This is a genomic window from Hymenobacter sp. BT491 (genome assembly GCF_014349165.1).
Classification (GTDB): Bacteria; Bacteroidota; Bacteroidia; order Cytophagales; family Hymenobacteraceae; genus Hymenobacter; species Hymenobacter jejuensis.
In genome coordinates, this window is the sequence record NZ_JACSJJ010000003.1 from 1,182,468 (window position 1) to 1,203,852 (window position 21,385).

General features: G+C 58.0%; 18 protein-coding genes, 1 pseudogene and 1 riboswitch. Of the genes and pseudogenes, 13 read left to right on the top strand and 6 right to left on the bottom strand.

Annotated elements, in window-relative coordinates:
• Positions 1–153: 153 nt before the first annotated feature.
• From H9I52_RS16610 to metH, 3 genes are all read right to left on the bottom strand, one after another.
• Entirely contained in the window at positions 154–642 is a 489-nt protein-coding gene (locus H9I52_RS16610) for a tetratricopeptide repeat protein (protein ID WP_139515498.1), read from the bottom strand.
• A 141-nt stretch (positions 643–783) separates the two neighbouring features.
• A complete protein-coding gene (gene metF, locus H9I52_RS16615) occupies positions 784–1,740 on the bottom strand; it encodes a methylenetetrahydrofolate reductase [NAD(P)H] (RefSeq protein ID WP_139515497.1) in 957 nt (318 codons plus the stop codon).
• Between the two features lie 195 nt (positions 1,741–1,935).
• Entirely contained in the window at positions 1,936–5,649 is a 3,714-nt protein-coding gene (gene metH, locus H9I52_RS16620; protein ID WP_187454760.1) for a methionine synthase, read from the bottom strand.
• Between the two features lie 69 nt (positions 5,650–5,718).
• Positions 5,719–5,832: riboswitch (SAM riboswitch) on the bottom strand.
• A 183-nt stretch (positions 5,833–6,015) separates the two neighbouring features.
• Here metH and H9I52_RS16625 point away from each other — a divergent pair.
• The 13 genes and pseudogenes from H9I52_RS16625 to H9I52_RS16680 all read left to right on the top strand — a co-directional run bounded on the left by H9I52_RS16625 (position 6,016) and on the right by H9I52_RS16680 (position 19,955).
• Entirely contained in the window at positions 6,016–7,146 is a 1,131-nt protein-coding gene (locus tag H9I52_RS16625) for a PA14 domain-containing protein (protein WP_187454761.1), read from the top strand.
• A gap of 178 nt (positions 7,147–7,324) precedes the next feature.
• On the top strand, positions 7,325–8,035 hold the full coding sequence (locus H9I52_RS16630; RefSeq protein WP_187454762.1) for an SDR family oxidoreductase: 711 nt from the start codon (positions 7,325–7,327) through the stop codon (positions 8,033–8,035).
• Between the two features lie 109 nt (positions 8,036–8,144).
• Positions 8,145–9,278, top strand: a complete 1,134-nt coding sequence (locus H9I52_RS16635) for an alkene reductase (RefSeq protein WP_187454763.1) — start codon at positions 8,145–8,147, stop codon at positions 9,276–9,278.
• Between the two features lie 240 nt (positions 9,279–9,518).
• The gene (locus tag H9I52_RS16640) at positions 9,519–10,370 is read left to right on the top strand and encodes an SDR family oxidoreductase (RefSeq protein ID WP_187454823.1); all 852 of its coding nucleotides are present in this window, start codon (positions 9,519–9,521) and stop codon (positions 10,368–10,370) included.
• 52 nt (positions 10,371–10,422) lie between these two features.
• Positions 10,423–11,961 carry a M20/M25/M40 family metallo-hydrolase gene (locus tag H9I52_RS16645; protein ID WP_187454764.1) on the top strand — a complete coding sequence of 513 codons (1,539 nt, stop codon included), beginning with the start codon at positions 10,423–10,425 and terminating at the stop codon, positions 11,959–11,961.
• Between the two features lie 117 nt (positions 11,962–12,078).
• Positions 12,079–12,690: a gluconate 2-dehydrogenase subunit 3 family protein gene (locus H9I52_RS16650; RefSeq protein WP_187454765.1), complete on the top strand. Its 612-nt coding sequence runs from the start codon at positions 12,079–12,081 to the stop codon at positions 12,688–12,690.
• 155 nt (positions 12,691–12,845) lie between these two features.
• Positions 12,846–14,441 (top strand): GMC family oxidoreductase, encoded by a 1,596-nt coding sequence (locus tag H9I52_RS16655; protein WP_410403033.1) that lies wholly within the window; start codon positions 12,846–12,848, stop codon positions 14,439–14,441.
• A 92-nt stretch (positions 14,442–14,533) separates the two neighbouring features.
• Positions 14,534–15,871, top strand: coding sequence for a family 1 glycosylhydrolase (locus tag H9I52_RS16660; protein WP_187454767.1), 1,338 nt, complete (start codon positions 14,534–14,536; stop codon positions 15,869–15,871).
• A gap of 295 nt (positions 15,872–16,166) precedes the next feature.
• Positions 16,167–16,988 (top strand): annotated as a pseudogene (locus H9I52_RS23090) (M16 family metallopeptidase); the annotation flags it as partial.
• Positions 16,989–17,134: 146 nt separating this feature from the next.
• Positions 17,135–17,629, top strand: a complete 495-nt coding sequence (locus H9I52_RS23095; protein WP_262386121.1) for a M16 family metallopeptidase — start codon at positions 17,135–17,137, stop codon at positions 17,627–17,629.
• An 8-nt stretch (positions 17,630–17,637) separates the two neighbouring features.
• Entirely contained in the window at positions 17,638–19,035 is a 1,398-nt protein-coding gene (locus H9I52_RS16670; protein ID WP_187454768.1) for a M16 family metallopeptidase, read from the top strand.
• A gap of 14 nt (positions 19,036–19,049) precedes the next feature.
• Positions 19,050–19,520 carry a hypothetical protein gene (locus H9I52_RS16675; protein WP_187454769.1) on the top strand — a complete coding sequence of 157 codons (471 nt, stop codon included), beginning with the start codon at positions 19,050–19,052 and terminating at the stop codon, positions 19,518–19,520.
• A gap of 84 nt (positions 19,521–19,604) precedes the next feature.
• Entirely contained in the window at positions 19,605–19,955 is a 351-nt protein-coding gene (locus H9I52_RS16680) for a hypothetical protein (protein WP_187454770.1), read from the top strand.
• Between the two features lie 59 nt (positions 19,956–20,014).
• Here the strand turns inward: H9I52_RS16680 and H9I52_RS16685 are convergent, their stop codons facing one another.
• The 3 genes from H9I52_RS16685 to H9I52_RS16695 form a co-directional block, all read right to left on the bottom strand.
• Positions 20,015–20,347: a type II toxin-antitoxin system PemK/MazF family toxin gene (locus tag H9I52_RS16685; RefSeq protein WP_139515485.1), complete on the bottom strand. Its 333-nt coding sequence runs from the start codon at positions 20,345–20,347 to the stop codon at positions 20,015–20,017.
• Positions 20,335–20,595, bottom strand: coding sequence for an AbrB/MazE/SpoVT family DNA-binding domain-containing protein (locus H9I52_RS16690; RefSeq protein ID WP_139515484.1), 261 nt, complete (start codon positions 20,593–20,595; stop codon positions 20,335–20,337). Before H9I52_RS16690 ends, H9I52_RS16685 begins: the two co-directional genes overlap by 13 nt.
• Before the next feature lie 356 nt (positions 20,596–20,951).
• Positions 20,952–21,385: transposase (locus H9I52_RS16695; protein ID WP_187454771.1), on the bottom strand; the 434-nt coding region annotated here is incomplete at its 5' end.

A 21,385-nucleotide genomic window follows, 5' to 3' on the forward strand; every position in this document is an offset into this window, starting at 1 on the left:
CAAACGACGGGCGGGTGGGAAATAAATAAAAGGTTCAGTGAAGTGGCTTTTTGAGAACTATAAGCCTGTATTGAGTCCTGGGTGGGGCCAAACCCCAATACCTTCACACCGGAAATATACAAGTATCCTTTTAGTTGTGCAATAGTTGCTTAGCTAACCATGAGCGTCGTCGAGACGGTCGCGCAGATCGTGAATCTGGTCTTGTAGTCCCGGCAGTTGAGGGCATATTTTTGAGAGGCGCTGCAACACGTGCAGGGCGCCGCGGTCGTCGCCGAGCATGCGCAACATGGTAGCCCAACCGGCCAGCGCCCCAAAATGGCGGGGTTCGCGCCGCAGCGTTTCGGCCACGTCGAGTAAAGAGGCCCGGTACTCGCCGCGCAGGTAGTGCGCCGTTGCCCGCTTGTTCCAGCCTTCGGCCCAATCGGGTTTCTGCTCGATCAGCGTTGTGAAACTGGCAATGGCCGTGGTGTAGTCGCCGGCTGCCAGCAGCCGCATACCAGTCTCAAGCTTCTTGTTCAGGAGCTGATCGCCGGTATCGAGCCACAGCTGCCAGATGCCGTTTTGCAACGCTTCCATCTCAGCGGGCGCGGCAGCGTTGCGCAGTTGCGCAAATAAGTCGTCGAGTTGCTGCTGACGGTCCATGGGGGTGCGGATTGCGAAGAAACGATTTGCCCTTGCGTCGGACAGATATACGCCAAATAAAGAAAGACCGCTACATCGAGCGGTCTTTCCAGTGATAATATATTTCAGAGACACTTTTATAAGTATCTCATAACATGATAGTTAAAACAAGGCCGCCGCCACCCGACGAATGGATTCGGCCTTGCCCATCGAGTAATAGTGCAGACAGGGCACGCCGTGCGCCATCAGCTCCTTCGATTGGTTGATGCACCACTCGATGCCGATGTCGCGGGCCGCAGCGTTGTCGGGGGCGTCGTGCACGGCTTCGGCCAACGCCTCCGGAATGTTGAGATAAAACGTGCGCGGCAGCATGGTCAGCTGGCTTTTGGTGGTCATGGGCTTCAGACCCGGAATAATAGGCACGTTGATGCCCGCCGCCCGACACTTCTTCTCGAAGGCAAAAAACTGCTCGTTGTCGAAGAACATCTGCGTCACGATGTAATTGGCACCGCGCTCCACCTTCTGCTTCAGGTAGCGCATGTCGGCGCCGTAGTTGGGCGCCTCGAAGTGCTTTTCGGGGTAGCCGGCCGTGCCGATGCAGAAGTCGGTCGCAAACGAGTCTTCCTGCTCTTCGTCGAGGTAGTGGCCCTTGTTCATGCAGGCTACCTGCGCAATCAGGTCCGAAGCGTAAGCATGGCCGTTGGGGTCGGGCACGAAATGGGATTCCGTTTTGATGGGGTCGCCACGCAGGGCCAGCACGTTGTCGATGCCCAGGAAGTGCAAGTCAATCAGCGCATTCTCGGTTTCCTCCTTAGAAAAGCCCCCGCAAATCAGGTGCGGCACGGTGTCCACGTCGAAACGGTTTTTGATGGCCGCGCAAATGCCGACCGTCCCGGGCCGTTTGCGCACGGTCACCTTCTCCAGCAACCCACCGGGCCGCTTGCGATACGCGTATTCTTCACGGTGATAGGTGACGTCGATAAACGGCGGCTTAAATTCCATCAAAGGCTCGATGTTCGAGAATAAGTTCTTGATATTCTCGCCCTTACGCGGCGGCAGCACTTCAAAGGAGAATAGCGTTTTGCCGTTGGCGCGCTCTAAATGTTCGGTTACTTTCATAGGGCAGCTCCAATTTTCAATTGGAGAGTCGTTGTAATGATAAGCTAAGCTTCCTTTTTAAATTCCGCGCATCAAGCGGCGCGAGTTGGGGTGGTAAAGGGCGTTGTTTACAGGAGTTTTGCGTTCAACCAAGCAACGACTTTACCACCCCGCCCTTCGGGCACCCCTCCTTGAAAAAGGAGGGGAATCGTGCCGTTATAGCGCCGTCACGGGAATGCTGGTCGGGTCGTAGTTGAGGTTGGGGGCGAGCCAACGTTGCAGTTCCTCGACCGGCATGTTTTTGCGCTGGGCGATGTCCTCCACCTGGTCGCGGCCGATGCGGCCCAAGCCGAAGTAGCGGGAATCAGGGTGCGCATAGTACAAGCCGCTCACCGACGAGGCCGGGTACATGGCTAGGTTTTCGGTAAGGGTGATGCCTGTTTTTTGCTCCGCGTCGAGCAGCTTGAACAGGGTAATTTTCTCGGTATGGTCGGGGCAGCCGGGGTAGCCGGGCGCGGGCCGCACGCCGCGGTATTTCTCCTGAATCAACTCCTCCTTCGTCAGCTTCTCGTCGGCCGAATAGCCCCAGAATTCTTCGCGCACGCGCTGGTGCAGGCGCTCGGCAAAGGCTTCGGCGAGGCGGTCGGCCAGGGCTTTCACCATGATGCTGGAGTAGTCGTCGTGGTCGGCTTCGTATTTCTCGATCAGCTTTTCGATGCCAATGCCCGCCGTCACAGCAAAACCACCGATGTAGTCCTGTCGGCCCGTTTCCTTGGGCGCCACAAAGTCGGAGAAAGCCAGGTTCGGGATTTTCGGCCCCTTCTCGCCTTGCTGCCGCAACGTGAAAAACTCCGTGGTGACTTGCTCGCGCGTGTCGTCGGCGTACACTTCGATGGTATCGTAGCCAACAGTATTGGCAGGCCAGAAGCCCAGCACTGCACTAGCCGTAATTGACTTATTATCAATTAGTTCCTGCAACATCGTCTGCGCGTCGGCAAACAGCTTACGAGCGGCTTCCCCCAGCGTTTCGTCTTCCAGAATGCGCGGGTAGCGGCCTTTCAGCTCCCAAGTATGAAAGAACGGCGTCCAGTCGATGTACTCAGCCAATTCCGCCAGCGGGTAATCTTCTAACACCTTGGTACCGAGGAAGGTAGGCTTGGTGATAGGTGTCGTTTGCCAATCGGCTTTAAACTGATTTTGGCGTGCCGCTTCAATGCTCAGGTAGTGCTTGTCGCGCTGCCGGCCGGCGTGGTCTTCGCGTAGCTGGCGGTAATCATCGGCAACCGTCTGCGCATAAGCCGCTTCGCTGGAGCCGAGCAGGCCCGCCGCCACGCCCACCGAGCGCGAGGCATCGTGCACGTGCACCACGGGGCCGGAATATGCCGGCGCAATCTTGACAGCTGTGTGCAGGCGCGAGGTAGTAGCCCCGCCGATAAGCAACGGAATTTTCATGCCGCGCTTTTCCATCTCGGCGGCCACGTACGTCATTTCGTCTAGCGAAGGCGTAATCAAGCCGCTCAGGCCCACAATATCAACTTGTTGATTAACAGCCTCTTCCAAAATCTTCTCTAGCGGCACCATTACGCCCAAGTCCACGATGTCGAAGTTGTTGCAGGCCAGCACCACGCCCACGATGTTCTTGCCGATGTCGTGCACGTCGCCCTTCACCGTGGCCAGCAGAATCTTGCCCGCGGTTTGGCGCTCCTGTCCGCGCTTGTCGGCCAGCAGGTAGGGCTCCAGATAAGCCACCGCTTTCTTCATTACGCGCGCCGATTTCACCACTTGCGGCAGGAACATTTTGCCGGCGCCAAACAGGTCGCCCACGACGTTCATGCCGGCCATCAGCGGGCCTTCGATCACTTCCAACGGCCGCCCGACTTGCTGCCGCACTTCCTCGGTATCCTGCTCAATGAAATCGGTGATGCCGCGCACCAGGGCGTGTTGCAGGCGCTCGGCGACGGGCAGGCTGCGCCACGCATCGGCCACCACTTCCACCTTGTCTTTTTGCTTGACGGTTTCGGCAAAATCGACGAGGCGCTCGGTAGCATCGGGGCGACGGTTGAGCAGCACGTCTTCCACCATCTCCAGCAAGTCCGGCGGAATTTCGTCGTAAACCGCTAATTGACTGGGGTTTACGATGCCCATATCCAACCCTGCCCGAATGGCGTGGTAGAGGAAAGCCGAGTTCATGGCCTCGCGCACCACGTCGTTGCCGCGGTACGAGAATGAGATGTTGCTCACGCCGCCGCTGGTGCGGGCGCCGGGCAGGTTCTGCTTGATCCACCGCACGGCCTCAATAAAGTCGAGGGCGTAGTTGCGGTGCTCCTCCATGCCGGTGCCCACGGTCAGGATATTGGGGTCGAAGATGATGTCCTCGGCCGGGAAATCCAGCTCGTTGACCAGAATGTCGTAGGAGCGCTGGCAAATCTCTTTGCGGCGCTCCAACGAGTCGGCTTGGCCGTCTTCGTCGAAGGCCATCACGATGACAGCGGCACCGTACTGGCGCACGGTGCGGGCGCGCTGCTTGAAAACCTCCTCGCCTTCTTTTAGCGAGATGGAGTTGACGATGCTTTTGCCCTGCACGCACTTGAGACCGGCTTCCAACACGCTCCACTTCGACGAGTCGATCATGATGGGCAGGCGGGCAATGTCGGGCTCGGAGGCAATGAGGTTGAGAAACGTGGTCATGGCCTGCTCCGAGTCAAGCATGCCTTCGTCCATGTTGATGTCGAGCACCTGCGCGCCGCCTTCTACCTGCTCGCGCGCCACAGCCAACGCCTGCTCGTACGCCCCGGTCCGAACGAGGCGCGCAAACGCCCGCGAACCCGTCACGTTGCAACGCTCTCCGACGTTGACAAAGAGGCTATCTTCGTAAATACCAAAGGGTTCGAGGCCGCTGAGGCGCGTCGCCTGCGGTACCGTGGGCAAGGGGCGCGGCGCAAATTGGGGCGCCAACTTGGCTAGCTCGCCGATGTGCTGGGGCGTGGTGCCGCAGCAGCCACCGACCACGTTCAGCAGGCCATCGCGGAGGTAATCCTCCACCACTTCAGCAAACTCCTGCGCCGACTCGTCGTAGCCGCCGAACGCGTTGGGTAAGCCCGCATTCGGGTACGCCGAAATGTGCACGTTGGCAATGCGGCTCAGTTCCTGGATGTACTGCTTGAGCTGCTTAGCGCCCAGAGCACAGTTCAGGCCCACGCTCAAGAGTGGCAAGTGATGAATCGAGTTCCAGAAGGCTTCTACCGTCTGCCCCGACAACGTGCGACCCGAAGCATCGGTGATCGTGCCCGAAATCATGATCGGCACAACTTTGCCACCTTCGTCGAAGAAGCGCTGCACGGCATAGAGCGCCGCTTTGGCGTTGAGCGTGTCAAAAATGGTTTCGATCAGCAGCGCGTCGGAGCCGCCGTCGATGAGGCCGCGCACCTGCTCGTGGTAAGCCGTGGCCAACTCGTCGAACGTGGTAGCGCGGTAGCCGGGGCGGTTTACGTCGGGCGAAAGCGAGGCTGTGCGGTTGGTCGGTCCAATGGCGCCGGCCACGAAGCGCGGCTTGCTGGGGTCTTGGTCCGTAAACTCATCGGCTACTTCGCGGGCCAGCCGCGCCGATTCGTAATTGAGCTCATACACAACGTGTTCCAATCCGTAGTCGGCCTGCGCGATAGAGGTACCGCTGAAGGTATTGGTCTCCACCATGTCGGCCCCGGCAGCAAAATATTCCGCGTGAATGTTGCGAATAATATCGGGGCGTGTGAGCGAGAGCAGGTCGTTGTTGCCGCGCAAAGGCTTGGGATGATTGGCAAAGCGCGGCCCCCGAAAATCCTCCTCGTCCAGCGTGTAGCGCTGAATCATCGTGCCCATGGCGCCGTCGAGCACCAGGATGCGTTGTTGCAGGATGGAGTAGAGGGGCGAGTCGGAACAGTGCGTCTTCATAGATTCTCTTTCAAAACGGCAGGTACAAAAAACCTATCCAGAAAGAGAAAACTGCGGGTGCAGGTTCCGTACTTATCTTCTTTCGTTTCCTCCAAGAGGGCGAAATGGGAGTTGGCACCTTGCTTCGCGGTCAGGTTGCCAAGACGTCGTAGGGCCCAATCCCTCGGTCTTTCTGGATAAGTATCACAACAAAGGTACATCCTAAACACCGAAAAATAAACGGACTTGCTGCGGGCTTGGTTTTCCGCTCGATTATCTAATCGCCAGATGCGTATTCGCCAATATTTTATTTTCTATATACTAACAAGAAAAGCTGCTGCGTTAGCCCGACAACGGTGTGGATCACTTACTTAGCAGAGGTTGCGCATGAAAGTATTGGTACGGTTGCTGTCGTTGATGCTACTCGGTGTAGCGCAGGTGAGCATGGCGCAGGTTGCCGCCGGCGACGGTTTGAAAGGCGATTATTTCGACGGCAAGAACTTCGAGAAGCTGGTCTTAACCCGCATCGACAAAACAATCGATTTTAACTGGACCATTGGCCCCCGAGGGGAAGGCCGGTGGATATCGCCCGGGCCGAACGTACCCGGCGAGCAGTTTTCGGTGCACTGGACGGGCTACCTATATGCGCCAGTAACAGGAGTTTACACTTTTCAAATCACGACCGATGACGGCATGCGCGTACGGGTAGGCGGCCGGAAAATCTTAAACTCTTGGCAAAACCAGGCTGCCGCCGTTTATACGGCCCACCAACGGCTAACGGCAGGCCGGTACTACTCGCTGCAGGTAGACTATTATCAGGTTGAAAAGGATACGCGGGCGCTGCTGGCCTGGCAGCTACCCAACTCCACCGAAGCGCCCCAGCCCATCCCGACTGCTAATCTGTATTCGGCTATGCCAACCTCTGCCGTACCTATTCTGCCTAAATCGGCTCGGCCTCAGCCCACCGTTGCAGCCCGCTCAACGACAGCAACCAGTACGCCCGTCGTAGTAGCCGCCCCGACAACAACTCCCAGAAAATCAATACTTACGCCTTTAAAAGCGGCGCTACCAACAGTCCGTCGGCCGCGGGCAATCTTAGCACAGCCCAAGGCGCCGCCTGCACTCGCACCTGTAGCCGACGAAGTTGCCGCGCTGCCCGACATGTCGGCGTTGGGCAAAGGCGACGTCGTGACGCTGCCCAACCTGTATTTTACCCAAAGCACTGCCACCCTGCTGCCGACTTCGCGCCCTGTGCTCAATGCCTTGGCTCGCACTCTACGCGAGCAGCCCGCACTGCGCCTGGAAATAGCCGGCCACACCGACAATGTAGGCGAAGCGGCGCTGAATCTGCGGCTTTCGGAGCAGCGCGCCCGTGTGGTGCGGCAGTATCTGGTGCAGCAAGGCATTGATTCGGTGCGGCTTACGGCCCGCGGCTACGGCGGCATGCGCCCCGTCGCCGACAACCAAGACCCCAAACAACGGTCGCGCAACCGTCGGGTAGAAGTGGTTGTGCAGTAGGCAGTTACAATGATGCGGCACTGCCGGAAGCTTGCCGACAGGCTTTAATGCAATGTATTGATAATCAATCAATTACTAAATATGAATTTTAATCATTATCCGGAGTAGCAAGTAGCTGTTGTAACTTTTTGCCCACGCCAGCGCTTCTATACGCCGCAACTGATTAGCGCGGCAACACATGAGCGAACCGGCAAAGAGAGTAGCCCTAGTTACGGGCGGCAACAAAGGCATTGGCTTGGAAATAGCCCGTCAACTGGGCCAGCAAGGCATTACGGTGGTGATTGGCGCCCGCGACGAGGCTCGTGGCAACGCAGCCGCCAACCAACTGCGTCAGGAGGGTTTCGAGGCGCACGTCGTGCAGCTCGACGTGACCAACGCTGAGGAGGTGGCCGCGCTGCCCGCTTTCTTTCAGCAGCATTTTGGCCAGCTTGATATTCTTGTCAATAACGCCGGGGTGCAGGAAGACCCTACTGGCAACGCTACGGTGGCGCTGTTTCGGAGCACGTTCGAGATCAATGTGTTCGCGGTTTTTGCCGTGACGGAGGCACTGCTTCCGCTGCTTAAGCAAAGTCCGGCGGGCCGCATCGTCAACCACAGCAGTCGCCTGGGTTCGCTTACGGCCATGAGCAACAGCCCTTTTTTGATGCCGGCCTACATGTCGTCGAAAGCGGCGCTGAACATGCTCACGGTGCTTACAGCCAGAGAGTTAAAAGACACCAACGTCAAAGTGAATTCGGCGCATCCCGGCTGGGTAAAGACGGAGCTTGGCGGCGAAGGCGCGCCACTCAGCATCGAAGAAGGTGCACGCACGGCCGTGGAGTTGGCGACGCTGCCCAGCGATGGTCCTACGGGCGGCTTTTTTCACAAAGGCCAGCCATTGCCGTGGTAGCAAACTAGGGGGAAGGCTCGCCAAAACCTTTTGCACACCTTATCAGTTGCATAAAATCAAATCGAACACAACCAATTTTTGAGCGTCTGCTCCCCTTCATTCTACAATCATGAGCCAAGTTCCAAATCTGTTTACGCCCATTCAAGTGGGCGCCCTTACGCTCCCTAATCGCCTGGCAATGGCGCCCATGACGCGCAGCCGGGCCACCAACCCAGGCAACGTCCCCACCGATTCCATCATCGAATATTACGTGCAGCGCGCTTCGGCCGGCCTGATCATCACGGAAGGTTCGCAGGTTTCGCCACAGGGTGTGGGCTACATCAACACGCCCGGCATTTACTCAGATGAGCAAGTAGCTGGTTGGAAGAAAGTTACGGACGCTGTGCACGCCGCGGGCGGCCGTATTTTTATTCAGCTGTGGCACGTGGGTCGCGTTTCGCACCCGTTTTTCCACAATGGCGAGTTGCCCGTAGCTCCGTCGGCCATCAAGCCGGAAGGCGTGAAAGCCTTTACGGGCCAAGGATTTGAAGAAGTTCCGACGCCGCGTGCACTCGAACTCAGCGAAATTCCGGGTGTAGTGGAGCAGTTCCGCTTGGCGGCCCGCAACGCCAAGCTTGCTGGTTTCGACGGCGCCGAAATCCACGGGGCCAACGGTTATTTGCTCGACCAGTTTCTGCAAGATGGCCCCAACCAGCGCACCGACGAGTACGGCGGCAGCCTCGAAAACCGGGCGCGCTTTGTATTGGAAGTGGTTGAAGCTGTGACAGATGAGTTGGGCGTCGATCGCGTGGGCATTCGTTTCTCACCCCAAGGCAGCGCCAGCATCCAGGACTCTGACCGCGTGAAAACGTTTAGCTACATAACCGAGCAGCTCAATAAGTTTAACCTCGCTTACCTGCACGTAATCGAGGCGCGCCCAGGCCATCCGATGGCAGCCGCGGCAGGCGTACCAGCCGTAGCCGCGCACCTGCGCCAGATCTTCAACGGTACTTTCATCCTGAACGGGGGCTACACGCAAGAAACTGCAGATCAGGCCATTGCCAACAACGAGGCTGATGTGATTGCCTTCGGTGTACCCTTCATCGCCAACCCCGACCTGCCTGAGCGCTTCCGCGTTGGGGCCGCCCTCAACTCGCCTGATTTCAGCACGTTCTACGTGCCCGGCGACAAGGGCTTCATTGATTATCCTTCGCTGGAAGAGCAGCCCCAAACGGAGGAAGCCAACGGCCACTACAATAACTAGCTAATAGTCAGTTAGTTATATTTTGTCAAAAACTCCTGCTCGGCGTATGCCGGGCAGGAGTTTTTTGTTGGTACTCGTTGCTGCTATTGTCTACGGAGCGTCTAATCCGGTGCGTACATCGACTGCCGAACTTGATTTTGCGTAAGCTTAAGGACTTCACCAATCCCTCCCTTAGCAATGGCTGCCAAAAAGACTCCGACTGCCCCGAAAGCGGCGCCTGCCAAACCCGAGAAACGCCTGATGGCCAAGGACATGAAGGCCGAAAAGCAGCCCTATCCGGCCAAACAAGCCGACATGAAGCAGCAGCCCGACACGGACTTTGCTAATTACAAGGCAGCCAATAAGTTACAGGGGAAAATTGCGCTCATCACCGGGGCCGACTCGGGCATTGGGCGGGCCGTGGCCATAGCCTTTGCCCTGGAAGGCGCCGACGTGGCTGTGCTCTACAACGAAAACGATGTAGATGCCAACGAAACCAAGCGCCAGGTAGAAAAACGCAAACGCAAGTGCCTGTTGCTCAAGCTCGACGTGCGCGACCCCGAGCAATGCAAGCAAGCCGTGCGCCAGACCTTGGCCCAGTACGGCGGCCTGAACATACTGGTCAACAACGCCGCTTTTCAGATGGCGCAGGAAAAATTTGAGGAAATCCCCGAAGAGCAGATTCGCCGTACCTTCGACACCAACATTCTGGGTTATATCTGGATGGCACAGGCGGCCATTCCGCACTTGCAGGCCGGCGACTGCATCATCAATACGGGCAGCATTGTAGGTCTCACCGGCAACCCTATACTGATTGATTACACCTGCACCAAATCGGCGATTCATGCCCTGACCAAATCGCTGGCTACCTACTTGGGAGAGAAGAACATACGCGTGAATTGCGTAGTACCCGGCCCCGTCTGGACGCCCAACATTCCGGGTACAATGCCGGCCGAAGAAATCGCCAAGTTTGGGTACGAGGTGGCGCTCAAGCGGCCCGGCCAACCCGAAGAATTGGCCCCGGCTTACGTGCTGCTGGCCTCACAGGACGGCTCGTTTATGACGGGAAGCCTGGTGCACGTAACGGGCGGCAAACTCAGCAGCGACCAGTAACGGAAGTGCATCGGCGGCTTGCTTTCTGAGGGTGAAGCCTTTACTTCACCGCATGAGAAAAGCATACGGTGTGGGGCTGCTCGGCGGCCTATTGCTCTTGGCTGGTTTTGCCACGCCTGATTCTGCTTTGCAGAAAGTGCGGCAGTTTCGGCAATCGCATGAAAATCAGCTACTTGCCGAGTACATGCAGCTGCTGGCCATCCCGAACGTTGCGGCGGACACAGCCAATCTGCGCCAAACCGCCAACTTCATCGCCGACATGATGCGCCGGCGCGGCATTAGCGGCGTGCAGTTGTTGCGCGCGCCTACTGCGGGCGTTGCGCCCGCTGTGTATGGTGAAGTGCGCACGCCCGGCGCCAAGCGCACCCTGATTTTCTATGCCCACTACGACGGCCAGCCCGTCAATCCCAAACAGTGGGCCGCGGGTCTGAGTCCTTTTCAGCCGACGCTGGCCAGCGGCTCGCTTGCCAAAGGCGGTCAGCTGTTGCCCGCGCCCCAGCCCGCCACCGCCCTCAACCCCGAGTGGCGCCTCTACGCCCGCGGCAGCTCCGACGACAAAGCCGGCGTGATGTCGATTTTGTCGGCGTATCAGGCCTTGCAAGCCAGTAAGCTCAAGCCTACGGTCAACCTTAAGTTCTTTTTCGAGGGCGAAGAAGAAGCCGGTTCGCCGCACCTGAGCGAAATTCTGGGCAACAATAAAAGCCTGCTTCAGTCCGATCTGTGGGTGATTTGCGACGGGCCGGTGCACCAGTCGGGCCGCAAGCAGGTGGTGTTTGGGGCCCGCGGCGACGTGAACGTGGAGCTGACCGTGTACGGCCCCAAACGCCCGTTGCACAGCGGCCACTACGGCAACTGGGCACCCAATCCCGCCATGACGCTCGCGCAGCTGCTGGCCTCCATGAAAGACAGCACCGGCCGCGTCACCGTAGCGGGTTTCTACGACGACGTGGTGCCGCTAACGGCCGCCGAGCAGCAGGCCGTGCGCAACGTGCCCAACCTCGACGCGACCATTCGGGAAGAGCTGGGCTTCGTCCGGCCCGACGGGGGCGGCCAGACATTGAACGAGCTAATCAACCAGCCCTCGCTGAATATCAACGGGTTGCAGAGCGCCAACGTGGGCGCGCAGGCCGCGAACGTCATCCCGACCACCGCCACGGCGGTGCTGGATCTGCGCCTCGTGCTGGGCAATGAGTACCAAAAGCAAATTCAGAAAGTGGTGCGCCACATGCAGCGGCAGGGTTTCTTTGTGACTACCAACGAGCCCACCGACGCCGAACGCCTGCGCTACCCGCACATCGTGCGCGTGGTGCCCAAAGCCGGCTACAACGCCCAGCGCACCCCCATGGATCTGCCCATTGCGCGCAGCATTGTGGCGGCCGTACAATCCACTACGAATCAGTCGGTTGTGGCGCTGCCGACTTCCGGCGGCAGCTTGCCGTTGTACGCGTTTAAAGAACAGCTCAACGCGACCACCATCACGGTGCCCGTGGCTAATTACGACAATAATCAACACGCCGAGAACGAGAACCTGCGCCTCGGCAACCTCTGGGACGGCCTCGAAACCATGGCGGCGATCATGCGGCTCAAGTAAAGCGTGACCAAAGCAGGCAGGCTCTAAAAATTTATCGGTTCGCCGCGGGAAGATTTTGTCCGTAAGCAGTTTACACCTCGACAGTGGCCCACCGCCGCTGCCTGAACCTGCCTGTTTATGTCTGCTTCTCCCTATCCCGAAGGCACTGTGCGTGCCCTGCTGGCCACGGAACTCGTGACCGAGGCTACCCGTGCGGCCTTACTTGCCCGCCTGGAGCCGGTGGTGCACGAGCCAGCGTATTTCGATGCCGCTACCTACGAGCTGCTGCGGACCGTGTGCGCCCGCATCTTCCCGCAGCCCGACCGCGAGGAACCCATCGAGCTGGCCATTGCCATTGACAAACGCCTGCTGGAAGGCCGCAGCGACGGTTGGCGCTACGACGCTCTGCCGCCCGACCGCGAGACGTACCGCCTCGGGCTGGGTGGCATTCAGGAAAGCGCCCAGGCAATGTATCAGCAGGACTTCACGGGACTCTCTGATCAGCAGAAAGATGCTGTAATCCAGGCAATACAGGAGGCGCGGGCGCCGGGCGCCATTTGGGAGACGCTGCCAGCCGAAAGGTTCTTCGAGGAAATGCTGGCCGAAATGACCGAACTCTACTACGCGCATCCGCTGGCCCAGGAAGAAATTGGCTACGTCGGCATGGCCGATGTGCCCGGCTGGTCGCGCATCGAGCTTGGCGAGCTGGAGCCCCGCGAGCCGGAAAAGAATGCCGAAATCAACCGATAGAGCCAACTTAAATATCATGTAAGTATTTGACAATCAAATACTTACATAACTTATTATATTCTTACCTTTTCTTTATGCCCGACGAAGAAGTAGCCGAAGAAGGCGTGCTGAACCCTGTGCAGCCCGAAATTCAGGATCCGTTGCTGAAACAGCTGATGCAGGAAGAAACCGTTTTGGAGCCCGCGCCCGAACCACTTGCGCTGAAGCTTCCCACAGAAGAGGTTGATTGTGTGGTGATTGGCACCGGAGCGGGCGGCGCGCCCCTACTGGCTCGACTGGCTATGGCGGGCTTGAAAGTGGTGGCGCTCGAAGCCGGGCCGTGGCACAACCCCCAGCGCGATTTTGCCACCGACGAGCACGCTCAGAATTTCCTGTTTTGGAACGACGAGCGGCTGTCGGCGGGCCAAGACCCTGTGGCTTTTGGCAAGAACAACTCCGGCACCGGCGTGGGCGGCTCTACGCTGCACTACACCGCCTACACGCCCCGCGCCCAGCCCGACGACCTGCACCTAAACCGCGATTTCGGCGTGGGCGTCGACTGGCCTTTCGGCTACGACGAGCTTGCACCGTATTACGATGAGCTTGAGCACTTTCTGGGTATTTCGGGGCCGACGCCCTACCCGTGGGGACCAGCCCGCAAGCGAGGGTATCCGTTGGCGCCGTTGCCGCTCAACGGGGCTGCGCAGCTTATGCAGCGCGGCTGCGAACAACTGGGCTTACGGACTTCGCCGGCCGCCAACGCGGCGCTATCGGCGCGCTACTACCAAGAGGGCGTGGGCTGGCGCGAGGCCTGCACCAACCGCGGCTTCTGCCAGGCCGGTTGTAGCACCGGCGCCAAAGCCAGCATGGACGTCACGTTTATTCCGCTGGCCGTAGCCCACGGCGCCGACATTCGCCCCAATAGCTATGTAACTGAAATTGAGCGCGATACAAAAGGCCACATTACCGCTGTAGTGTACCTCCAAAACGGCCAGCCACACCGGCAGGCGTGTCGCAACGTGTTTCTGTGTGCGGGGGCCATCGAAACACCAAGAATCTTGCTGCTCAACGAGTTGGCACTCACCAGCGGGCAAGTAGGCCGCAACTTCATGGCCCATACCGGCATACAGGTGTGGGGCACCTTCGACGAGGATATTCGGCCCTATAAAGGCATTCCCGGCTCGCTGATTTCTGAAGATACCCACCGCCCCCAGGACGCCGACTTTGCGGGCGGCTATTTATTGCAAAGCATTGGCGTTATGCCCGTTACGTTTGCAGGCCAAGTGGTGCGGGCGCGCAAGCTATGGGGTCCGGCGCTTCGCAACTACTTGCAGCAATACAACCACATCGCTGGCATCAACATCCTGGGCGATTGCCTGCCGCACGCCGATAACTATCTGGAACTAGCCGACGAAAAAGACGCCCGCGGCATCGCCAAGCCCCGAATCCACTTCACTAACCAGGAAAACGAAACCCGCATGACGCGCCACGCCGAGCAAGTGATGCGCCGCATTTGGGAGGCCGCTGGGGCCCGCGACGTGTGGGCCTTTCCGCGCAATGCGCACGTCATTGGCACGGCCCGCATGGGCCTCAGCGGCGACGATGCCGTGGTGGACGCCAACGGCCGCGCCTTCGACGTTCCGAACTTGTATATCTGTGATAACTCGGTATTTCCCAGTGCTTTGAGTGTCAATCCGGCTCTTACCATTATGGCCCTGAGCCTGCGCACCGCCGATAAATTTCTGGAAAAAGAAAGACGGCGCGACGCCTGAACTAGAGCTAGAAAATCAGCTCCCCTCCTTTTGCAAGCAGGGGAGCTGATTTTCTAGCTCTATAAATTCTAACCTATTCATTTCCAACGCTCATGCCCAAAGGCTTTCTGACCCACATAAAAGAGAAATTCGGCGATGGCCACTACGAGGGCGACGAATTTGGCGGCGCGGGTGGGCGCGATGGCAGCGGACTGCCGTCGGGTGCGGCGGGCAACTTCATGTTTGCGACGGGCATCGAGTGCTCCTACCCCACCATCGACCACGGCCGCACGCGCCGCGATTTGCTGGCGGAGTGCGGGCACTACGACCGTTGGCAGGAAGACTTGCAACTGGTGAAAGATCTGGGGTTGAAGGTGTTACGCTACGGACTACCGTACTACAATATTCATCGCGCACCGGGCCATTACGACTGGGAGTTTGCCGACCAGGTGATGGCCGAGATGCAGCGCCTGGACATCACGCCGATTCTGGATTTGCTGCACTTCGGCGTGCCCGACTGGATCGGCAATTTCCAGAACCCTGAGCTGCCGGTGCATTTTGCCGAATACGCCGCGGCCGTGGCCCGGCGCTATCCGTGGGTGCGGTACTACACGCCCGTCAACGAGATTTATGTGTCGGCCCGCATCAGCGCCAAAGATGGCGTCTGGAACGAGCAGCTCCGCACCGACAAAGGCTTTATTACGGCCCTGAAACACCTGACGGCCGCCAGCATTATGGCCACCCAGCAGATTGCCAAAGTGCGCCCCGACTGCATCATCGTGCAAAGCGAATCGGCGGAATTTACCCACGAGCTGCGCGCGGTACGCACACCTTCCATCCAGATCGAGAACAAACTGCGGTTTTTGTCGCTGGATTTATTGTACGCACATCATCCTGATGCTGAAGTACTTACCTATTTGCTCGACAACGGCCTGACGCGCAAGGAATACGACTGGTTTATGGCCGGCGAGCCGCCCGGCTACCAGATCATGGGCAACGACTACTACGGCCGCAACGAACGCATTGTGCTGCCCAACGGCGAGATCTGCACCAGCATGGACGTGCTGGGATGGTATAACATCACCCACGAGTACTACCAGCGCTACCTCAAGCCCGTGATGCACACCGAAACCAACGTGTTCGACGCCCACGAAGCCCCGACGTGGCTCTGGAAGCAGTGGGTCAATATTCTGCGCATGCGCAAGGAAGGCGTGCCGGTGCTCGGCTTTACGTGGTATTCGCTTATCGATCAGATCGATTGGGACATTGCGCTGGCCCAGAAAGTTGGTAAGGTCAACCCCTGCGGCCTCTACGACCTCGACCGCAAGCCCCGCCCCGTGGCCGAAGCGTATCGCATGCTGTTGCAGGAATACGGCCAGATTACCATCGTGCCCCACGGCGAGCTGTTTGAAGTGACCAAGCAGCCGGCTACCCTCAAAGTAGAGATTTAGGCTGCCAGCAACAGCATGGTGTCGGCAACCTGCAACGGGTGTCGCTCTGCGAGAAACGCAGAGCGACACCCGCTTTTTTTGTACTCCATAAACTACTGCCAGATAATAACATACAAGGTGCATCCTTGCGGTTTTACGTGCTGTCTTTCGAGCACAAACCAAGAAACGGCGCACACAAAAAGCCGGTTCGGACTCCCTGATTTTGGGCGAAAATAATTAGATATCATTTCGCCTATGTATCATGGTTTATTTAAGTATTTTGCCGATAAAACCATGTTTTAAGCCTTGTATGCACATGAAGCGTTTGGACAAAATCGGATTTCCACTCCTGACTCTGGGCCTGAGCGGACTGCTGCTCTTGGGTTCGTGTAGTCAGAAAACAAGTACGGGCGTGACCACCACCGCCCCCGCCCCGAAGGCTGAAGAAGCCGCCGTTGCGTCGTACCAGGTGCCCGTGGAGTATTTCACCCTCGACAACGGCCTGAAGGTGGTGCTCTCGCCCGACAAAACGGCGCCCATTACCACCATTGCCGTTTATTACAACATCGGCTTCCGCATCGAGCCGCGCGACCGCACCGGTTTTGCGCACTTGTTTGAGCACATGATGTTTCAGGGCTCGCAGAACTTGGGCAAGGCCGAATTTATCTCGCTGATCCAGAAAAACGGGGGCATTCTGAACGGCTCCACGCGCTTTGATTTCACCAACTACTTCGAGATAGTGCCGGCGCACAAGCTCGAAACTATGCTGTGGGCCGAAGCCGACCGCATGCGCGGCTTAGCCATCAACCAGAGCAACCTCACCAACCAGCAAGGCGTGGTGAAAAACGAAGTGCGCGTGAACGTGCTCAACCAGCCCTACGGCGGGTTTCCGTGGCTCGACATGCCGCAGTACGCCAACAAGAACTGGCACAACGCCCACAACTTCTACGGCGATCTGAAAGACCTTGACGCGGCGAACCTGACGGATGTGCAGTCGTTTTTCAAGACGTACTACGCGCCCAACAATGCCTCGCTGGTAGTAGTCGGGGATTTCGATCCGGCGGAGGCCAAAAAGTGGGTGCAGCAATATTTTGGTGGCATTCCGTCGGCGCCGCAGCCCCCTAAGGTGGACCTCACGGAGCCCCGGCAGGAAAAGGAGCAGCGCTTCACCAAAGACGACAAGCTGGCCACCAAGCCGGCGCTGGCGTTTGCCTACCACATGCCTGACAGGCGCTGGCGTTTGCCTACCACATGCCTGACAAGAACACGCCCGAATACTACGCCATGGGCCTGCTCGACCAGATTTTGTTGCAGGGAAACGACAGCCGGCTCTACCAGGCGCTGGTGCAGAAGCGCGGCTACGCGGGCTCGGTCAGCGGCGGCATCAACGATTTGGGCAACATGTTCGACTACAACGGCCCGATGCACTGGGGCGGCAGCCTGACCTACGACCCCACCGTATCGGCCGACTCGGTGGTGGCGGTGCTCACCCAGGAAATCGAGAAGCTCGACAAAAACGGCGTCGACCAGGCCACGCTCGATTTGGCGATGGTAAAGATGCGCTCCAGCCTCTACGACCAACTCAGCAGCCTCTACGGCTTCGGCAAGGCCGATTTGCTGGCCACGTTTGCCCTGTTCGACAACGACCCCGGCCGCATCAACAACCTCGAAAAGGAATTTCGGAAGGTAACGCCAGCCGTGATGCAAAAAACCATCAAAGAGTATCTGCGGCCCACCAATCGTACCGTATTGATTATCAACCCATTGGCTAAAAGCTAAACCGACGCATGAAAAACCTCCTCTTCCTCGGCTTGTGCAGCGCGGCGCTGGCTTTTAGCTCTTCGGCCGTGTTGGCCCAAAAACAAACACCCCCGCCCGGCGGTACGCCCCGCGACTTTTCGTTGCCCGCTAAGCAAGAATTTACGTTGCCCAACGGCTTGCAGGCGACGCTGGTGCCCTTCGGCGAAATCCCGAAAGTATCGGTGAGCTTGATTGTGCAGGCCGGCAACGTGCACGAAGCGGAAAACGAAAACGGCCTCGCCGACATCGTGGGCCGGCTGATGCGCGAAGGCACCACCACGCTGTCGGCCAACCAGATATCGGAGAAAGTCGCGCGCATGGGCGGCTCGATCGACGTGTCGGTGGGCGCCGACCAGACCATAATTTCGGGCTCGGTGCTTTCGGAATACGGCCCCGACCTCGTGGCCCTAATGGCCGATTTGGTGCAGCACCCGTCGTTCCCGGCTTCGGAGCTGACGCGCATCAAAAACGACTTCAAGCGCGAAATGAACCTGTCCCGTTCGCGGCCCGGTACCCAGGCGCGCATCAAGTTTTCGTCGGCGCTCTACAAGGGCCACCCCTACGGCCGCGGCTTGCCCAGCGATGCCCTGATCGACGGCTTCACGCTGGAGCAGGTCAATGCGTTTTACCAGAAGCAATACGGCGCCCAGCGCACCAACCTGTACGCGGCCGGCAAGTTCGACGCGGCGGCCCTGCAAAAGGCCATTACCGCTTCGCTCAGCGACTGGACCAAAGGCCCGGAGCGCCACATCGACATCGCCAAGCCCACTACCAAAGGCGACCTGATGGTGCAGGACCGCCCCGGCGCGCCGCAATCGACGCTGGTCATTGGCCTGCCCGTAGTCGATCCGTCCAACCCCGACTTCCTGCGCTTACGCATTGCCAACTCGCTGCTGGGCGGCTCCTTTGGCTCGCGCATCACCCGCAACATCCGCGAGGATAAGGGCTACACGTATTCGCCGTATAGCTCTGTAAGCACCCATTACCGCGCCGCCGATTGGGCCGAAACCGCCGACGTAACCACCAGTGAGACAGGCAATTCGCTGAAGGAGATCATGAACGAAGTAGACCGCCTGCGCCAAGAGCCACCGTCGGCTGATGAGCTGAAAGGCATTCAGAATTACGAAGCGGGCCTGTTTGTGCTGCGCAACTCGACGCCGGAAGGCATCATCGGGCAGCTCTACCAGCTCGACCTCCACGGCCTACCCGACAGCTACCTCACCAACCAGGTAAAGAACATCTACCAGATCACGCCGCAGCAAGTCACCGAAACGACGAAGAAATACATCCGTCCCGAAGAAATGACCATCATTGCCGTGGGCGACAAAAAAGTGATCGATCCGCAGCTCAAGAAATTCCAGCAAAGCCGGAAGAAGGCACTGTAACACTCACTTTGTATATGCTTAACAAAGAGCCTGATTGTTGTACCAGGCTCTTTGTCAAGCATATACAAAGTGTGCGTGCTGGCCGTCAGCACAAACTTTACCCTACACAAAGAACTCCCATGCCATACCGGTTCAAGAAAGGAGGTGCTCTAGAAGAAACGGGGGCAAAAGATATTTCCTTGCCGCTTTCGAAAGAGAATCTCATAAGTCTGTTAGCGAATCTGGTAGAGGGCAACGCAACCTACAGTCATCAAGACTTCGCGAATTGGTGCAGCAAACACTTCGGGTATATCGTGGTAAATGACTTGGAATTAGAAGCGGCCGGAATCGACGAGGCCACTTATGAAGTGTTAAAGGATGTGGATGCGCAATGGGATTTGTACTTGGTGAGTACATATAAAATTGAAGAACTACAGGCCATAGACTTGAATCAAGTCAGGTTGCCCAAAGAGTGGTTTCAAGACTGGCTCAATCAGCTACACTGAAACACTTCGCGCAATACCGAGCCAACCGAAGAACGTTCAACGCTTCTGGTTGAAAGTGACCGCGTAGGGTGCAGGGTAGTCATCGTGGATCGCGTCGATTCGGTCTATGAAGCCGGCTACTTTTCGTTTCGGCGCACGACCCCGCAGGCGGGTAGCGGTACTACCGTCGGCGGCGCGTTTGTGGTCGCGGGCATGTGGAACGAATACTTGGGTCCGCCGGCGTCCCAAGGCGGGGCCATATGCTATACGCTCAACTTGCCGGTCGATGTAGCAATGTCGCCGGGGCAGGCGCTGACCGTCGGCGGGCAGGTATACCCGCATGTGGTGGTCTTAGCCACGCCGGTTACGGGTGGAGCGTGTCCTACCTACGGCCTCAGAACGAAGGCGACGCTCCGCAAGCTCTACTACGGTCAAGTCTGGGACCGCATACCGTGACTTGATGGCGGTACATAGGGCAAATCCCTGCACGATCTGAGGTGCGCTAGGAGCGGCCGTTAATATTGAAAGATCTCTTGCAACCGGTCGCATATCTCTTGCGCAGTGGCTTTGGGCAGCATGCCCAAACGACGCACCAAGCGGGTTTTATCAACTGACCGGATATGATCTAGGGCCACCTGCCCTTCCTTGCCCTGGAAGGTGCAATCGATGCGGGAGGGATAATCGCGCCGGGTGCTGGTTAGCGCCGCAATAGTGACCGTGCGCAAGTAGCGGTTCATCTCGTCGGGCGAAAGCACTACGCACGGACGGGTCTTGTTGATTTCGCTGCCTTGGGTCGGGTCGAGGTTGACGAGCCACACCTCGAAGCGTTGCACCGCTACCACTGCCATTCGGTTTCCTCAAAGGCGTCATCAGAAAAGCCCTCCAGCAGTTCGCCCTCTGGGGTCTGGCCCTGGGCAATCGCGTGTTGAAAGCGCTCGTCCCACCCTTCGCGGCGGGGCTTTGCCACTGGCTTGATGAGCAGGCCCTCAACCGTGGGCTGTAAGTCGACCTCGCCGACGAGGTGATACTGTTGCAGTAGCTTCTTGGGCAGCACAATTCCTTGCGAATTGCCTACTCGTATTATGCGCGTGTTCATGAAGCAAATGTACGTACAATGTAATTACGCTTACCTGATTATATTGGTTCCATCATCCAGAAAGCAGCTTTTGAGGACGCGGGGCAAAACCCCACGTTATCTAGCTGACCATCATCGCCGTGGGCGACAAAAAAGTGATTGATCCGCAGCTCAAGAAATTCCAGCAAAGCCGGAAGAAGGCACTGTAACACTCACTTTGTATATACTTGATAGAGAGCCTGATATACCTATCAGGCTCTTTTCATTTTGGGCGCCCTTACATTAATGCGCTGAGCCAATAGCTTTGATTGACGCAGCGGTTCAAGAAGCTGTCATGCAGTAGCACTTTCGTTACTTTACATGAACTGTGTTAAAAGTCAAGGGTTGAGGGCAAGTTTCGAGGTAAAGTCTGCTTGATACGGCACGCCGGATTTGACAATGGCAAAGGCTTGCTTGAGCAGCTTGTTGCAGACGGCAATCAGCGCCAGCTTCTTGTTCTTGCCTCTGGCCACGAGGCGGTCAAAAAGCGCTTGGCAGGCCGCATTGGTTTTCTTGGCGGCGAAGCTGCACATGAATAATTTACCCCGAATCAAGCCCCCGCCCATCTTCGTAATCCGGACCTTGCCCCGGATGCTGGTACCGGAGGTGTGCTCGCGGGGCGACAAGCCGGCCATCGCGATGAGCTGGCGGTAGTTATCGAGATGCACAAAGCCGCTGGCAAACAAGAGCAACATGCCCGCGGTCTTTCGCCCACTACCGGGAATGGAGCAGAGCAGCGCCAGTTCCGAGCCAAAGCGCTGTTCTAAGAGGG

What these genes read in the sequence shown, in the direction of transcription:
- H9I52_RS16610 (WP_139515498.1), bottom strand. Translation starts at nt 642, where the DNA reads ATGGACCGTCAGCAGCAACTCGACGACTTATTTGCGCAACTGCGCAAC.
- metF (WP_139515497.1), bottom strand. Translation starts at nt 1,740, where the DNA reads ATGAAAGTAACCGAACATTTAGAGCGCGCCAACGGCAAAACGCTATTC.
- metH (WP_187454760.1), bottom strand. Translation starts at nt 5,649, where the DNA reads ATGAAGACGCACTGTTCCGACTCGCCCCTCTACTCCATCCTGCAACAA.
- H9I52_RS16625 (WP_187454761.1), top strand. Translation starts at nt 6,016, where the DNA reads ATGAAAGTATTGGTACGGTTGCTGTCGTTGATGCTACTCGGTGTAGCG.
- H9I52_RS16630 (WP_187454762.1), top strand. Translation starts at nt 7,325, where the DNA reads ATGAGCGAACCGGCAAAGAGAGTAGCCCTAGTTACGGGCGGCAACAAA.
- H9I52_RS16635 (WP_187454763.1), top strand. Translation starts at nt 8,145, where the DNA reads ATGAGCCAAGTTCCAAATCTGTTTACGCCCATTCAAGTGGGCGCCCTT.
- H9I52_RS16640 (WP_187454823.1), top strand. Translation starts at nt 9,519, where the DNA reads ATGGCCAAGGACATGAAGGCCGAAAAGCAGCCCTATCCGGCCAAACAA.
- H9I52_RS16645 (WP_187454764.1), top strand. Translation starts at nt 10,423, where the DNA reads ATGAGAAAAGCATACGGTGTGGGGCTGCTCGGCGGCCTATTGCTCTTG.
- H9I52_RS16650 (WP_187454765.1), top strand. Translation starts at nt 12,079, where the DNA reads ATGTCTGCTTCTCCCTATCCCGAAGGCACTGTGCGTGCCCTGCTGGCC.
- H9I52_RS16655 (WP_410403033.1), top strand. Translation starts at nt 12,846, where the DNA reads ATGCAGGAAGAAACCGTTTTGGAGCCCGCGCCCGAACCACTTGCGCTG.
- H9I52_RS16660 (WP_187454767.1), top strand. Translation starts at nt 14,534, where the DNA reads ATGCCCAAAGGCTTTCTGACCCACATAAAAGAGAAATTCGGCGATGGC.
- H9I52_RS23095 (WP_262386121.1), top strand. Translation starts at nt 17,135, where the DNA reads ATGGGCCTGCTCGACCAGATTTTGTTGCAGGGAAACGACAGCCGGCTC.
- H9I52_RS16670 (WP_187454768.1), top strand. Translation starts at nt 17,638, where the DNA reads ATGAAAAACCTCCTCTTCCTCGGCTTGTGCAGCGCGGCGCTGGCTTTT.
- H9I52_RS16675 (WP_187454769.1), top strand. Translation starts at nt 19,050, where the DNA reads ATGCTTAACAAAGAGCCTGATTGTTGTACCAGGCTCTTTGTCAAGCAT.
- H9I52_RS16685 (WP_139515485.1), bottom strand. Translation starts at nt 20,347, where the DNA reads ATGGCAGTGGTAGCGGTGCAACGCTTCGAGGTGTGGCTCGTCAACCTC.
- H9I52_RS16690 (WP_139515484.1), bottom strand. Translation starts at nt 20,595, where the DNA reads ATGAACACGCGCATAATACGAGTAGGCAATTCGCAAGGAATTGTGCTG.